This window comes from Micromonospora sp. NPDC053740, from assembly GCF_040677775.1.
Classification (GTDB): Bacteria; Actinomycetota; Actinomycetes; order Mycobacteriales; family Micromonosporaceae; genus Micromonospora; species Micromonospora alfalfae.
Window position 1 is genome coordinate 74,449 of sequence record NZ_JBFASO010000010.1, and the last position, 13,576, is coordinate 88,024.

The window sequence follows — 13,576 nt, forward strand, 5'->3', positions numbered from 1 at the left end:
CTGTGCCTGTGGGTGTCAGTGGGTCGGTGGCGCGCAGACGATGACGATGTCGTCCTCGGCGGGGTCGACGTCGGCGGTGAGGACGAGCCCGCGTCCGGTCAGCCGCAGCCGGACCGGGCCCGGGTGCTCGGGGTCGTGCGGGACTCCGACGATCAGGAACCGGCCCTCGGTGTCGGTGCGGGTGGCGGACCCGGTGGCGGGTAGCTCGATCCGCATCGCGGCCAGTGGCTGCTCCTGGGGGCCGACCACCCGCCCACTGAGGCTGCGCACGTCGAGTTGCCGCAACCGCAGCGGTTGCAGCACCGGTGGCGCGGCCGGAGTCGGGTGCTCCACCTGCGCCGCCACGTCGATCAGCAGCGCCGGTCGGGGCGCCGTACCGAATGCCGTCCACAGTGCCGGATCGCCCGCCTCCAGCACGACCGGGTAACTGCCGTCGCTGGTCGCGGCGGTGAGTACCCGGTCCAGCCGGGGCAACCCGGCCGGACCGGTGACGCACAGCAGGTGGCGGACAGTGAACCGGTACGGTTCGCGGACCGCGCCGCTGGAGCGGGTCTGCCGGGCGGTGCGCAGCTCCATCGGCCAGAGGGTGAGCCCGTCGGCGTCGTCGCACGCGCGGGGCGGGCCGATCGGGACCGGTTCCCCCGCCGCGCTGGTCACCCAGGCGACCAGCGCGGCGGTGGCGGTCTCGATCGGTCCGCGCCCGTGGGTGGTCATCGCGGCGGCGTCCCCTGGATCCGGTACGCGATGGCTTCGTTCCACACGTGCGGGTAGACGCCGATCTCGAAGTACCGGGTGAAGCGGTTGATCGGCGCGTTGGTGTGGTCGTGGTAGAGCAGCCACACCGGCGCGATGGTGAACAGGACGTAGTTGGCCAGCACCAGGGGGATGTAGAGCGGACCGAGCAGGCGACCCTGGAAGATGTGCACGTCCTCATGCCGCTGGATCCCGGAGCTGGAGCCGGCGCAGACGGTGCCGATGGTGGTGGCGTAGCGGGGTGAGACCCCCTCCACCACGCTGACCCGTCCGCTGCCCAGCGACGTGGGCCGGTCCAGTGAGTGCCCGAAGATCAGGTGCACGGTCAGGTAGATGGCGCCGACGACAGTGTTGAGCAGACTCCAGGTGTGGTCGACGACGAAGAGGAAGATGCCGCGGGCGTCCGAGGCGTACACCCCGGCGGAGGCCACCGACCAGCCGAAGACCGCGCCGACCACCAGGCCCACGACGGCGCCGATCAGCAGCCCGATCGAGCCACCGGCGAGGAAGCCGAGCAGGGCGGCGAAGCCGACCTGGATGGCTGCGCTGAGAATTCCGAAGACCATGACGGCACCCCTCAGACCCAGGAACGGAAGACTCGGGGTTCACGGCCCTGCGCAACCTGGGTCGGCGACGGTTGGGTCGCCTGCCGGTTGCCGGGCGGGAACTGGTTGACGCCGAGCGCGGCGGAGAAGATGACAAGCGCGTTGAAGAACGCGATGACCCACTTCTCGCCGCCGGCGTCGTCGGCGAACGCCGCTGTCAGGTAGGACAGCAGCAGCGCGATGGCGATGGCGATCCACTTGCGGAGCTTGTCGCCGCTCGGGCCGATCAGCCCGCCGATGACGTTGGTGGCCAGCAGGGTGGCGGCGCTCGCGCCGGCGATGGTCCCCAGGGCTGCCCAGGTGAAGAGATCGTTCATGACGATCCCCCTTCTGCGATGGTGCGACCGGGATGTGGTGGTGGTGAGGTCCGGTGTCCCTGCGGGGAGCACCGGGGCCGGTCGCCGTCGTTTCGGGGGCGGCCGGGGCCGGGCGTGGCCGGCTGAGCCGGCCACCAGATGGATCAGCCGGGCCCCGGGGCGCCGGCGGGCGGGCCCGGCGGCGGGGTCGGACCGGGCGCAGCCGGCGCCGCGGGGTGACGGCGGCGAACCAGGAGTACGCCCACCGCGGCGAGCAGCAGCAGGAGGAGGACACCGCCGACGACCAGCAGCCAGGGGAACCCGCTGTCGTCCTCCTCGCCAGCGGCAACCGGTGAGGAGGACGGTCGCGCTGGCGCCTCGGCCACGGCCCGCAGTTCGGCTGGCTTCTCCTGGTTGGGGTCGACCTTCCAACTGACCGAACGGCCGTTGACGGTGCCATTGCTGTCGATCACCCGGCCGGGAAATGTCACCGAGATCTCGAACGACATCAGCTTGAGGAACGCCTGTTGATTTTGCGGATTCTGCTCCGCAACCTTTCCGCCGTACTTCTTGGGATCGAGCGGCAGCGTGAAGCGGTACAGATCCCCGTCCCTGACCAGTTTCACGCTCTCGGTGTCGAACCCGGCCAGCGGCGCCTTGCGGTAACTGATCTGGGACCCGTAGAAAGTGTCGTCCTGGTAAAGGGTTTCCTCGCCCGCCGGTAGGGCGGGGATGTTCTGCCGCAGCTCCGCGAAGGCGACCGGGAGGTTCTTGTTACGACCACTCAGCACGGACTTCTGGGCCGTCAGCAGGAGCTGCCCGTCGACAGTGTCGTCGGCGTTGACTGTCAACCCCATGTTGAGTTGCATGCAGCCGCTCAGCGCGGCGAGAAGAAGGAGGCACACCGCGACGCGGAGTGCCCTGCCGCGGTTGACTCTCCTGTTCATGGGGTCAGTGTGTGTGATCGCTTTCACCATCAGCAGTCAGCGATCGGTCACAACGAAGTCGCCGATTGTACCGGCGCACTGTCGCCTTTGATTAGCCCCGACGGCGACCCGAATGACTATTCTGGAGCTTTGGGGCCGCGACGGTTCCTCGCCGGCCGTAGTCTGGTCGGATGAGAATTGTCGCGTGCGTCCTGTTGGTAGATCCCGACGGGCAGTTGCTGCTGCAACTGCGCGACGGCAACGCGACGCACCACCCGAACGTGTGGGGGCTGCCCGGCGGCCACGGCGAGCCGGGGGAGACACCGGAGCAGACCGCCGAGCGGGAGTTGTGGGAGGAGACCGGCCTGCGGGCCGACGGCCCACTGCGCCCGGTCGCCGTGCAGTCGCTGCCCGAGCTGGCCCGGGTGAAGCACTACTTCCTCGGCAGCACCAGCGCCCGGCAGGAGGACGTGGTGCTCGGCGAGGGCGCGGCGATGCTCTTCGTCCCCGGTGCCGAGGTGCTCGACGGTCGTCAGTGGACTCCGGGCACAGTGGAGGTGTTGACCGAGTTCCTCGCCTCAGCCGAGTACACCGCCCTGGCCACCGGCCGGATCGCCGGGCCGGCTCAGCCCGCCGGTGGTCGCCAGTCCGCGTAGCGAGCCATGCTGCGCAGGGCCAGCCGGCTCGGGATGAGCCGCAACGCGACGGTCCGCATCGCGAAGGCAATCGGGTTCTGCAGCTGCTGTCCGAACCGCCCGGCAACGTAGGAGGCACGGGCGACGGACTGACTGCGTGGTCGACGCTGCTCGTCGTATGCGGCCAGGGCGGCGGGTACTTCCTTGGCGCCGCCGGCGCAGACCGCGCCGAGCACCACCGCGTCCTCGATCGCCTGCCCGGCGCCCTGCCCGAGGTTGGGTGTCATGGGATGGGCGGCGTCGCCGAGCAACGCCACCCGCCCCCGCACGTACGAGGGCAGGGGCTCGGCCAGGTAGTGGATGTCGTTACGTAGGACGGCTTCGGGCGGGGTCGCGGCGAGAAGCTCCGGGATGGGGGCATGCCAGTCGCCGAAGCGCTCCCGCACGGCCGCCAGTTCGTCGGGGGCGTGGCCGCCCGGCGGGGCGTTCAGCGCCCCGTACCAGTAGAGCTGGCCGTCACCGATCGGCACCATGCCGAACTCGGCTCCCGGCCCCCAGGTGATGGCGGCCGGGATCGGATCGGGAAACGCGATGGCCGCTCGCCAGGTCGTCGATCCGGCGTACACCGGGCCGGGGTGTTGCGGCCAGAGTTGGGCGCGGACCCGGCTGCGCAGGCCGTCGGCGCCGACCACCAGATCGGCGGTGAGGGTGTGGGGGCCGTCCGGCCTCTGGTAGCGCACCTCGGCGCGGTCCGGGCCCGACTCGACGTGCTCCACCGTGGCATTGGTGTGCAGGGCCGACGCCGGCAGGGCCTCGCGCAGGGTGCGGTGCAGCGTGGCCCGGTGTACGCCGAGCGCCGTGGTGCCCAGCTGCCTGATCATCTCCGAGGCGTCCACCCGGGACAGCCACCGCCCGTGCCGGTCGCGCATTCCGCCGGGTGCCTCACCGTGTCCACCCCGGCGCAGGGCCGGGCCGAGACCGAGGGCGTCCACCCCGCGTACGGCGTTGGCCATCAGGCTCAGGCCGGCACCGACCTCGCGCATTTCGGGGGCGCGCTCCAGCACTGTGACCCGCCACCCGTGCCGGTGCAGGGCGAGCGCCGCGCTCAACCCGCCGATGCCGGCGCCCACCACCACCGCGTGTGAGTCGTCCATGCCGATCCTCCTTCTACATCTGTAGAAGAGCGATACTACCTGCGGACCACCGGAAGGGAGGAGAGCCATGACGGCGCGGGCGAACCGGATCGCGACACTTACCGATGCGGCCATCGAACTGATCGCCGACGGTGGCATGCGCGCCCTGACCCACCGCGCGGTCGACGGCCGCGCCGGAATGCCGCCGGGCACCACCTCCGCGTACCTGCGGACCCGGCAGGCGCTGATCGAGGCGGTCGTCGGACGGCTCGCCGAACGGGACCGGGCCGACCTGGCCGCGTACGACCTGCCGACCGGCCCGCCACCCCCGACCCCTGCCCCCCGGCTCGACAGCGGCGACCTCGACGCGCTCGCCGCCGGCGTCGCCGAGGTGCTCGACCGCTGGTTGAGCACCGGGCGCAGCCGGAGCCTCGCCCGCTACGCCTGTCTGTTGGAGGCGGTGCACCGGCCCGAGCTGCGCGGCATCCTGCAACACGGCACCGGCCTGCGGGTGCAGGCCCGGGACCTGCTGACCCGGGCCGGGGCCACCGACCCCGAGCGGCAGGGCGACCAGTTCGTGGCGTTCGTGGACGGGCTGCTCTTCGACCGGCTGGCCGGCGCGGGCGCGCTCACCGCCCCACCGCCCGGCACCGCGGCCAGCCGGGCCGACCTGAGCTCCGCCGTCCGTACGCTGCTGCGCGCCCTCACCGGAGCCTGACCCGGACGGCGCGCCCGTCGTCGATCAGGTCGCCCGGCCCGGCATCGTGCGGACCCGTCGGCCCGCTGGCACCCGGGTGGGCAGCAACGCCCTGGCACCCGGGCGGGTAGCGACGCGCTGGCACCCGGGCGGGTAGCGACGCGCTGGCACCCGGGCGGGTAGCAAGCAGCCCGGTGATCAGGTCCGACGCGTGATGGGAGACGATCGCCTCGGGACGCCGCCGGCCGCCGGCATGGTGCCATGGGCCGGCCCTTTGGAGCTGAATCGTTTACGACATCGAACCTGATGCGTTTACGGCATCAGCTCCAAAGGGCGAACGGGCGGCCTGCTGCGGTGAGCCAGCGGCGTGGTGTCGCACTTCCGGCGGCGCGGCGGACCGGCCGGCCGGCGTGGGCGGGAGAGGGTGGGCGATGACGCGGTTCAGCGGCCTGCGGACGGCCAGCGGGCGGTTGCGGCAGGGCTGGCGGCCCGTGCTGGAGGCGACCGTCGCGGCGACCGTGGCCTGGCTGCTGGCCACCCGGTTGCTCGGGCACCCGCAGCCCTTCTTCGCGCCGGCCGCCGCGCTGATCGTCCTCGGCCAGGCCCGGGGGCAGCGCATCCGCCGGGCCGTCGAGGTCATCCTCGGGGTAGCCGCCGGGGTGCTCGTCGCCGACCTGGTGGTGCAGGCGCTCGGCCCGGGCAGCACCTGGACGGTGTTCACAGTCATCCTGCTCACCGTCCTCCTCGCGGTGGCCTTCGGCGCCACCGGCGTGACGCTGGTGCAGGCGGCCGTCTCGGCGCTCTACCTGGTGGTGGTCGCACCACCGGACGGCTCGTTGGTGCCGTTCCGCTTCGTCGACGCGCTGGTCGGCGGCGTGGTCGCCCTCGCGGCCAGCCTGCTGGTCGACGCCCGGCATCCGCTGGCGCCGCTGGTCGCCGAGGTGCGGCGGACCTTCGACGAGTTGGCCGGGCTGCTCGGCGGGATCGCCGACGCGCTGGACGACCGCGACGAGCCGGCGGCGGTCGCCGCGCTGCGGCAGGCCCGGGGGATGGACGCCCGGGTGGACGGGCTGCGCGACGGGGTGCTGGCCGCCGGTGAGGCGCTGCGGCTCAACGTCCGTCGACGTCGGCACATCGGTCGGCTGCGCTCGGTGGACGAGTCGATCCGGCAGATCGACTACGCGGTCCGCAATGTCCGGGTGCTGGCCCGTGCGGGCGTGACCCTCAGCCGGCTGCACACCCCGGCCCCGCCCGAGCTGGGCGCCGCCCTGCGGTCGCTGGCCGAGGCGGTCCGTCAGGCCGGTGCCGCCCTCGCCGCGGACCTGAACGGGCAGGAGGAGACCGCCGACCGGCACGCCAGCCGGGCCGACGAGTCGGCGTTGGCCGCTGTGCACGCCGCCGGGCAGCTCTTCGGCCCCACGCAGACCCTCCCCCTGGCGATGATCATCGGTCAGGTTCGGGCCACGGCCATCGACCTGCTGCGGGGCGTCAACCCGGAGGACGACGCCGCAGTCCTCGCCCGCGTCGACGACGCCCTCGGCCTCCCCCCGGTCTGACGTCCGTACCGATCAGCGGCGGTTCCCACGCCCCGCCCGGGTCGATCAAGGACTTGTGGTGCCTCCCGTAAGCCACTTTCCGTCGTCAATCGCCCACCACAACTCCATGATCGACCGGGGCGGGGCGGGGCGGGGCGGGGCGGGGCGGGGTGGTGGGTTACGTGGTGAGCCAGGCGAGGGCGGAATCGCGGATCGGGGCGGGAACGTCATGGCCGCCGGGGAACTCCTCGTAGGTCACGTCGTAGCCGAGGTCGTGCAGGTGGGGGACGAGACGGCGGCTGCACACGTCGATGGGCAGCACCCGGTCGTCGACGCCGTGCGAGATGAAGATCCGTGGCCGGCCGTGGGTGACCGGTGGGGCGGCGAAGCCGGGGGAGAAGGCCAGCACCGCGTCGACCAGATCCCCGTTCGCCAAGCCCAGCGACAGCGCGTACGAGGCGCCGTCGGAGAAGCCGCCGACCGTCACGTCGGCCACCGGGTAGGTGTCGAAGACGGTCGCCAACAGCCCGTCGATGCGCCCCACGTCCGCCCCGAAACCGCCGGCGATCAAGTCCCAACTGGCCGCCGACGAGTCCGGGGCGACAAGCAGCAGGTGCTGCGCGTCCGCGACCGGCAACTGCAGGTCCAGCCCCTGTCGCGCGGAACCGCCCGCGCCGTGCAGGAGCAGCACCAACCGGTACGCCGAAGCGTCGGTCGTCGGCTCCGGGGCGTACCCCAGGGCCAGCCGGTCACCGTCGGGGCCGGTCATCGGCACCAGCCCGGTGCGGCCCTGCGCCACCGGCGGGTGGCGGCGGGCGGTCAACCGGCCGTCCCGGGGGCTCGGCGCCGGGTCCCAGTGCGACGGCGCGGAGTCGGACACGGGTCGGCGCTCCTCACGCTGGACGAAAGGTCCGACGCGGTTACCCGGCCCGTACGGGGTTAACCGCCGAGCGTCGACTCAGGCGCTGGCCCGCGCCACCAGGGCCGACGGGAAGAGGGTCGCCGGTGCTGCCGGGCGTCCGTCGAGCAGCGCGGTGGCCGCGGCGACGGCGATCCGCCCCACCGGGTGACTCGCCGTGGTCAGCGCCGGGGCGGTCATCCCGGCCAACGGGATGTCGTCGAACCCGGCCACCGCGACGTCGCCGGGCACCCGCACACCGGCGTCCCGTAGGCCCGCGATCACCCCGAGCGCGGTGTCGTCGCTGATCGCGTAGACCGCGTCGATGTCCGGCCAGCGCTGCAGCGCCTCGCCGGCCGCCGTCCGGCCGCGCGCCGCCCGGAAGTCCCCGGGCAGTATCCGCTCCGGTAGGCCCGCCTCGGCCATCAGCCGGCGGTACGTCTGCACCGGGCGTTGCGCGCAGGGCAGCCACCGGGGGCCGGTCACCATGGCGATCCGGCGGCGACCCGAGGCGTACAGATGGCGCAGCACCGCTTCGGAGCCGGCGGCGTTGTCGACGTCGAACGACGGCACTGTCGCCGAGCCGACGCCGATCGAGACCACCCGACCGTGCAACGACCGGGGCACCGCCGCCAGCAACTCCTCGGTGGTGTTGACCAGGATCACCCCGCACACGCTGCGATCCCCGTCGAGTTGGTGGAGGCTGCGGGGGTCGCCGAACGGCAGCCAGTGCAGTGCCACCCCGACACCGGCGGGCGTGCACACCCGGGCGGCCGAGCCGACCACCTGGTGCACGTACGGGTCGTCCAGCACCGCGTCGCTGGTCCCCAGAACGGCCACCACCAGGCGGACGCCGCCGCCGCGGACCAACGCCCGGGCCGCCGGGTTGGGCACGTAGCCGAGCTGGTCGACGGCTGCCGTGACCTGTTTCCGGGCGGCCGGCGACGCGAACCCCGTGCCGGCGATCACCCGCGACGCCGTGGACCGGGACACCCCGGCGACCCGGGCCACGTCCTCAAGAGTGGCCGGTCGCTGCTGTGCCGCTGTCGTCATCATCGCCTCCCGCGGCGGCCCGTCCGGTCGGACCAACGCCTGCGCACATCATGCCCCGGCCCGACCAGCAGCGGTAAGGGGCGGTCCCCGGTTGTGGTGGTAGCGCTCTCAGGTGTGCGATCGTGCCAGGAGATCACCCCGAGAAAGAGGAACCGCCCTCGTGAGCGCCCCCACCAGTCGACCCCTGGCCCCGCACACCGCCTCGCCGAACCTGCGGACGGTGCGGCTCGCCCGCAACGGTGTCGCCGCCACCTTCACCCTCAACGGGCTGGCCGTCGGCAGTTGGTTCTCCCGCGTCCCGGCGGTCCGTGAGGCGTTGGACCTTTCCGCCGGCCGACTCGGGCTGCTGCTGCTGGCGATGAGCGTCGGCGCGCTGCTCGCCATGCCCACCTCCGGCCTGCTCGCCCAGCGATTCGGCGCGGCCCGCACCGTGACGATGGCCACCGTGCTGGTAGCGGTCGGCCTGACCGTGGCGGGGCTGGGCGCCACGATGACCGGGTCGTTCGCCCTCGTCGCCCTGGGGTTGGTTGCCCTCGGCTACGGCTCCGGCGCCTGCGACGTGGCGATGAACGTCGAGGGCGCGGCTGTGGAACGGCGGCTGGGCCGGACGATCATGCCCCGTTTCCACGCCGGGTGGAGCCTCGGTTCGGTGGCCGGGGCGGCGCTTGGCGCCGGGGCGGCCCGCTTCGACGTGTCGGTCGGCGCGCATCTCGTCGCTGTGGCGGTGGTCGTGTTGACCGGCACCGCGCTCGCCGCCCGGACGTTCCTGCCGGTGGGCAGCGACCACACTGGTGACCCGGCGGACGCCACCCCCGCCGCCCGTCGCCGGGCGCAACTCGCCGCCTGGCGAGAGCCGCGCACCCTGCTGATCGGGCTGTTCGTGCTGGTGGCAGCGTTCACCGAGGGTGCCGCCAACGACTGGCTGGCCGTCGCGTTCATCGACGGACGGGACCTCAGCGAGGCTGCCGGCGCGGCGGTCTTCGCCGTCTTCGTGGTGGGCATGACCGTCGGACGCACCCTCGGCACCATCGCGCTGGACCGGTGGGGTCGGGTGCCCGTGCTCAGCGGCACCATCGGCCTCGCCGTTGTCGGCGCCGGCCTGGCCGTGCTGGCGGGCTCCGGGCCGGTGGCCGTCATCGGCGTCGCACTGTGGGGCCTCGGCGCGTCGCTGGGTTTCCCGGTCGGGATGAGCGCGGCGGCCGACGACGAGGCGCACGCGGCGGTACGGGTGAGCGTGGTCGCGGTGATCGGCTACACCGCGTTCCTCGGTGGCCCGCCGTTGCTGGGGCTGATCGGCGACGAGGTCGGCATCCTGCGCGCGCTGCTGGCGGTGCCGCTGCTGCTGCTGCCGACCCTGCTGCTGGTGCCGGTGCTGCGCCCGCCGCACCCCGCCGAGACTGCTCCGTCGGTGGTCAAGAACTGACCCACTTCGCTGCCGGGCGGTATCGGGTGCGTGGCCGACTGCGCCGCGCGCCCGTGCTGGTTACGGTCGCCCGATGCCAACCGACGAGATCACCGCCGGCGCGGCGGGTAGCTGGACCCTGGGTTCTACGTCTCGCCCGGCGGCGCCCTGCGCGTCGGCACCGGGCCGGCCCGCTACGCCACCGAGTTGATCCGCGCGGCGCTCGCCCCGTACCCGGAGGACCTGACCCAGCTCGGTTGACCGCCCGCCCGGCCACCGCTCAGGCCCGCACCACGTGTACGACGATCTCGTAGCCTTCGCCCACGGTGCCGGAGAAACCCTCCGACAACGCGTCCAGCACGGTCAGCTTGAGCGCGAGGGTCTCGTGCGCGATGAGCTTCTGATGCGCGGTGATCGCCGCCGCCACCTCCGGGGACGCGGCGATCGACACCGTGATCCGGTCGGCGACCTCGAAGTCGGCGTCGCGGCGGGCCTGTTGGATGATGCGGACGACGTCGCGGGCGATGCCCTCGGCGGCCAGCTCGGGGGTGATCTCGGTGTCCAACGCGATGGTCGCGCCGCGCTGGGACTCCACCACCCAACCGGTACGCGGCACCTCAGTGATCAGGATGTCGTCCAGGCCCACCTCGACCTGCGCGCCGTCGACAGACAGCGGGTACGTCCCGTTGGTCCGGACGCCGTCGACCAGGTCCCGGGGGGCCACGGCGGCAATGGCCTTCGCGACGTGCTGGGTGCGGTTGCCGAACCGGCGGCCCAGGGTCCGGAAGTTCGCCTTGACCTGCACGTCGATGACCCCGCTCTGGGCATCGAGTGGCTGGAGGACCTTGACGTTCAACTCGTCGCCGATGTCGTCAAGCAACGCCTGCGGGAGAACGGTGCCGGCCGGTAGCCCCACGAGCGCCCGGCTCAACGGCTGCCGGATCCGCAGACCGCTCGCCTTACGCGCGGACCGGCCCGCCTCGGCCAACGCCCGCGCCGTGGCCACCTGGGCCGACAACTCAGTGCTGATCAGTGTGGTGTCGGGTGTGGGCCAGGCCGCCAGGTGCACCGACTCCGGAGCTGACTCGGCACCGCGCCGGACGATTTGCTGCCACACCTCCTCGGTGACGAAGGGTATGAACGGCGCCAGTAGCCGCGTGAGGATGTCGAGGCACTCGTACAGGGTGGTGAGGGCATTGGGGTCGCCCTCCCAGAAACGCTGCCGCGACCGCCGTACGTACCAGTTCGACAGGTCGTCGATGAAGTCGGCGAGCAGTCGGCCGGCGCGCGCCGTGTCGTAGTTCTGCATCCGTTCGTCAACGGCGGCCGCGAGGGCGTGGACCTCGCCGACGATCCACCGGTCCAACACCGGTCGCTGGGCCACCGGCTGCGCCAGATGCGGCGCCCACGTCGAGTTCGCCGCGTAGAGGGAGAAGAACGCCGCGGTGTTCCAGTAGGTCATCAACACCTTGCGGACGATCTCGTCGAGCGGGCCGGGCCCGATCCGGCGCGGCGACCACGGTGAGCCGGAGCAGGCCATGAACCAGCGCACCGCGTCGGCCCCGTGCGTGTCCATCAACGGGATGGGCAGCAGGATGTTGCCCAGGTGTTTGCTCATCTTGCGGCCGTCCTCGGCCAGGATGTGCCCGAGGCAGACGACGTTCTCGTACGGGGACCTGTCGAAGACCAGCGTGCCGACCGCCATCAGCGTGTAGAACCACCCCCGCGTCTGATCGATCGCCTCGCAGATGTACTGGGCCGGGTAGGTGCGCTCGAAGATCTCCTTGCTACCCGGCACGTGGGGGTAGCCCAACGACGCGAACGGCATCGCCCCGGAGTCGTACCAGGCGTCGATCACCTCGGGGACCCGGGTGGCGACCTGGCCGCAGTCCGGGCAGTTGAAGGTGATCTCGTCGACGTACGGGCGGTGCGGGTCCAGCTCGGACAGGTCTGCGCCGGCGAGCTTCCCGAGCTCCGTACGGGAACCGACAGCTGTCACGTGGTTGTCCGGGCATCGCCACAACGGCAGCGGGGTGCCCCAGTACCGGGAGCGGGACACCGCCCAGTCGATGTTGTTCTTCAGCCAGTCGCCGTAGCGGCCGTGTTTGATGTGCTCCGGGAACCAGTTGGTGTTCTCGTTCTCCCGGGTCAGCTCGTCGCGGACCTCGGTCGTCCGGATGTACCAGGACGGCTGCGCGTAGTACATCAGCGGGGTGTGGCACCGCCAGCAGTGCGGGTACGGGTGCTCGAACGGCTCATGCCGGAACAGCCGACCGGACGTCCGGAGACGGTCGATGAGCAACGCGTCGGCGTCCTTGAAGAACACCCCGCCGACCAGGTCGATGTCGTCGTTGAAGCGCCCGTTCGGGGCGACCGGGTTCACCAGCGGCAACCCGTACGCGCGGCAGACGGCGAGGTCGTCCGCGCCGAACGCCGGCGCCTGGTGCACCAGCCCGGTGCCGTCCTCGGTCGTGACGTACTCCGCGAGGACCACCCGGTGTGCGTCCGGGATGTCCACCAGGTCGAACGGCCGCTCGTACCGCAAACCTTCCAGGGCCGACCCCGGCAGGGTCGCCAGGATCTCCGCCTCGTCGCCGAGGACCCGCCGGGTCAGCGGTTCGGCGACGACGAACGTGCCCTGCCCGGTGCGGGCGAGGTCGTACGTCACGGCGGGATGCACGGCGACGGCGGTGTTGGACACCAGGGTCCACGGGGTGGTGGTCCAGATCAGCAGGTCGACGCCGCCGTGTCCGGCTACCTCCCCGCGCAACGGGAACCGCACGTACACGGACGGGTCGGTGACGGTCTCGTACCCCTGCGCCACCTCGTGGTCGGACAGGGTCGTTCCGTCGCGGGTGCAGTACGGCGCGACCCGGAAGTCCTCCACCAGTCGCCCGCCGTCGTGGATCTGCTTCAGTGACCACCAGACGCTGTCCACGTACTCAGGGGACATTGTCTGGTACGGATGCTCCAGGTCGATCCAGTAACCCATACGCTCGCTGAGCTGGACGAACTCGTCCACGTGCCGCAACACGGAGGTGCGGCACAGGGCGTTGAACTCCGCGACGCCCATCCGCTCGATGTCGGGCTTGCCGCTGAGCCCCAGTTCCTTCTCCACAGCGAGCTCAACGGGCAGACCGTGGCAGTCCCACCCGGCGCGGCGCGGCACCGAGAAGCCCCGCATCGTCCGGTACCGGGGGAAGAGGTCCTTGAAGACCCTCGCCTCGATGTGGTGGGTGCCAGGCGTGCCGTTGGCGGTCGGCGGCCCCTCGTAGAACACCCACGGCGGACCGTCGGCCGTCTGCTCCAGACTCCGGTTGAACACGTTGTTGGCCTGCCACCACTCGATGACCGCGCGGTCCAGCCCACCAAGGTCGATCTTGGTGGGAAGTGGCACGAATGGCGACTTCGACGGACCGTCCGGCACCGACGTTCTCCCTACACTTCACGTCCGCTCGCGAGGGCATCAGCTCGATGCCCACACGGGGACGAAGTGCCGGGCGTATGGCCAGGACCCCGCGGTACCACCCCGCTTGCGCCTCGATGGTGCAGGCGCCGCTCAATTTCGCGACGTGACGTGCCGCGACGTCCGGTTCTACTGGGGCGGCGAGGCTGCCCGTTCTTCCGGAGGCTCCCCGGTGAT

The 13,576-nt window shown here is 72.0% G+C and carries 12 protein-coding genes; 4 read left to right on the forward strand and 8 right to left on the reverse strand.

Annotated elements, in window-relative coordinates:
• Positions 1-15: 15 nt before the first annotated feature.
• The 4 genes from AB0K35_RS24815 to AB0K35_RS24830 form a co-directional block, all read right to left on the reverse strand.
• On the reverse strand, positions 16-714 hold the full coding sequence (locus AB0K35_RS24815) for a carboxypeptidase-like regulatory domain-containing protein (protein WP_363887967.1): 699 nt from the start codon (positions 712-714) through the stop codon (positions 16-18).
• The gene (locus AB0K35_RS24820) at positions 711-1,319 is read right to left on the reverse strand and encodes a glycine zipper family protein (RefSeq protein WP_238670645.1); all 609 of its coding nucleotides are present in this window, start codon (positions 1,317-1,319) and stop codon (positions 711-713) included. The genes AB0K35_RS24815 and AB0K35_RS24820 overlap by 4 nt, the downstream gene beginning before the upstream one ends.
• 11 nt (positions 1,320-1,330) lie before the next feature.
• Positions 1,331-1,675, reverse strand: a complete 345-nt coding sequence (locus AB0K35_RS24825) for a hypothetical protein (RefSeq protein WP_196923244.1) — start codon at positions 1,673-1,675, stop codon at positions 1,331-1,333.
• A gap of 143 nt (positions 1,676-1,818) precedes the next feature.
• Positions 1,819-2,601 (reverse strand): DUF3153 domain-containing protein, encoded by a 783-nt coding sequence (locus AB0K35_RS24830; RefSeq protein WP_238670646.1) that lies wholly within the window; start codon positions 2,599-2,601, stop codon positions 1,819-1,821.
• A gap of 170 nt (positions 2,602-2,771) precedes the next feature.
• Here AB0K35_RS24830 and AB0K35_RS24835 point away from each other — a divergent pair, with 170 nt between their 5' ends.
• Complete coding sequence (locus AB0K35_RS24835) at positions 2,772-3,236, forward strand: NUDIX domain-containing protein (RefSeq protein ID WP_363887970.1); 465 nt, start codon at positions 2,772-2,774, stop codon at positions 3,234-3,236.
• On the opposite strand, the gene AB0K35_RS24840 is transcribed toward AB0K35_RS24835, so the two are convergent.
• Positions 3,206-4,369, reverse strand: coding sequence for an FAD-dependent oxidoreductase (locus AB0K35_RS24840; protein ID WP_363887973.1), 1,164 nt, complete (start codon positions 4,367-4,369; stop codon positions 3,206-3,208). The genes AB0K35_RS24835 and AB0K35_RS24840 overlap by 31 nt on opposite strands.
• A 67-nt stretch (positions 4,370-4,436) precedes the next feature.
• Between AB0K35_RS24840 and AB0K35_RS24845 the strand changes: the two genes are divergently transcribed.
• Together AB0K35_RS24845 and AB0K35_RS24850 are read left to right on the forward strand one after the other, a co-directional pair.
• A complete protein-coding gene (locus AB0K35_RS24845; RefSeq protein ID WP_363887975.1) occupies positions 4,437-5,066 on the forward strand; it encodes a TetR/AcrR family transcriptional regulator in 630 nt (209 codons plus the stop codon).
• A 410-nt stretch (positions 5,067-5,476) separates the two neighbouring features.
• Complete coding sequence (locus AB0K35_RS24850) at positions 5,477-6,601, forward strand: FUSC family protein (protein ID WP_363887978.1); 1,125 nt, start codon at positions 5,477-5,479, stop codon at positions 6,599-6,601.
• A gap of 157 nt (positions 6,602-6,758) precedes the next feature.
• On the opposite strand, the gene AB0K35_RS24855 is transcribed toward AB0K35_RS24850, so the two are convergent.
• Both AB0K35_RS24855 and AB0K35_RS24860 read right to left on the reverse strand, forming a co-directional pair.
• On the reverse strand, positions 6,759-7,460 hold the full coding sequence (locus AB0K35_RS24855) for a phospholipase (RefSeq protein ID WP_363887980.1): 702 nt from the start codon (positions 7,458-7,460) through the stop codon (positions 6,759-6,761).
• A 78-nt stretch (positions 7,461-7,538) separates the two neighbouring features.
• Complete coding sequence (locus tag AB0K35_RS24860) at positions 7,539-8,531, reverse strand: LacI family DNA-binding transcriptional regulator (RefSeq protein WP_238670652.1); 993 nt, start codon at positions 8,529-8,531, stop codon at positions 7,539-7,541.
• A 160-nt stretch (positions 8,532-8,691) separates the two neighbouring features.
• Between AB0K35_RS24860 and AB0K35_RS24865 the strand changes: the two genes are divergently transcribed.
• Complete coding sequence (locus AB0K35_RS24865; protein ID WP_238670653.1) at positions 8,692-9,954, forward strand: MFS transporter; 1,263 nt, start codon at positions 8,692-8,694, stop codon at positions 9,952-9,954.
• A 259-nt stretch (positions 9,955-10,213) separates the two neighbouring features.
• On the opposite strand, the gene ileS is transcribed toward AB0K35_RS24865, so the two are convergent.
• Positions 10,214-13,360: an isoleucine--tRNA ligase gene (ileS, locus tag AB0K35_RS24870; RefSeq protein WP_238670654.1), complete on the reverse strand. Its 3,147-nt coding sequence runs from the start codon at positions 13,358-13,360 to the stop codon at positions 10,214-10,216.
• Between the last annotated feature and the right edge of the window lie 216 nt (positions 13,361-13,576).

Coding starts and splice junctions, on each gene's coding strand:
- AB0K35_RS24840 (WP_363887973.1), bottom strand. CDS start 4,369: ATGGACGACTCACACGCGGTGGTGGTGGGCGCCGGCATCGGCGGGTTG.
- AB0K35_RS24850 (WP_363887978.1), top strand. CDS start 5,477: ATGACGCGGTTCAGCGGCCTGCGGACGGCCAGCGGGCGGTTGCGGCAG.
- AB0K35_RS24825 (WP_196923244.1), bottom strand. CDS start 1,675: ATGAACGATCTCTTCACCTGGGCAGCCCTGGGGACCATCGCCGGCGCG.
- AB0K35_RS24860 (WP_238670652.1), bottom strand. CDS start 8,531: ATGACGACAGCGGCACAGCAGCGACCGGCCACTCTTGAGGACGTGGCC.
- AB0K35_RS24845 (WP_363887975.1), top strand. CDS start 4,437: ATGACGGCGCGGGCGAACCGGATCGCGACACTTACCGATGCGGCCATC.
- AB0K35_RS24830 (WP_238670646.1), bottom strand. CDS start 2,601: ATGAACAGGAGAGTCAACCGCGGCAGGGCACTCCGCGTCGCGGTGTGC.
- AB0K35_RS24835 (WP_363887970.1), top strand. CDS start 2,772: ATGAGAATTGTCGCGTGCGTCCTGTTGGTAGATCCCGACGGGCAGTTG.
- AB0K35_RS24815 (WP_363887967.1), bottom strand. CDS start 714: ATGACCACCCACGGGCGCGGACCGATCGAGACCGCCACCGCCGCGCTG.
- AB0K35_RS24820 (WP_238670645.1), bottom strand. CDS start 1,319: ATGGTCTTCGGAATTCTCAGCGCAGCCATCCAGGTCGGCTTCGCCGCC.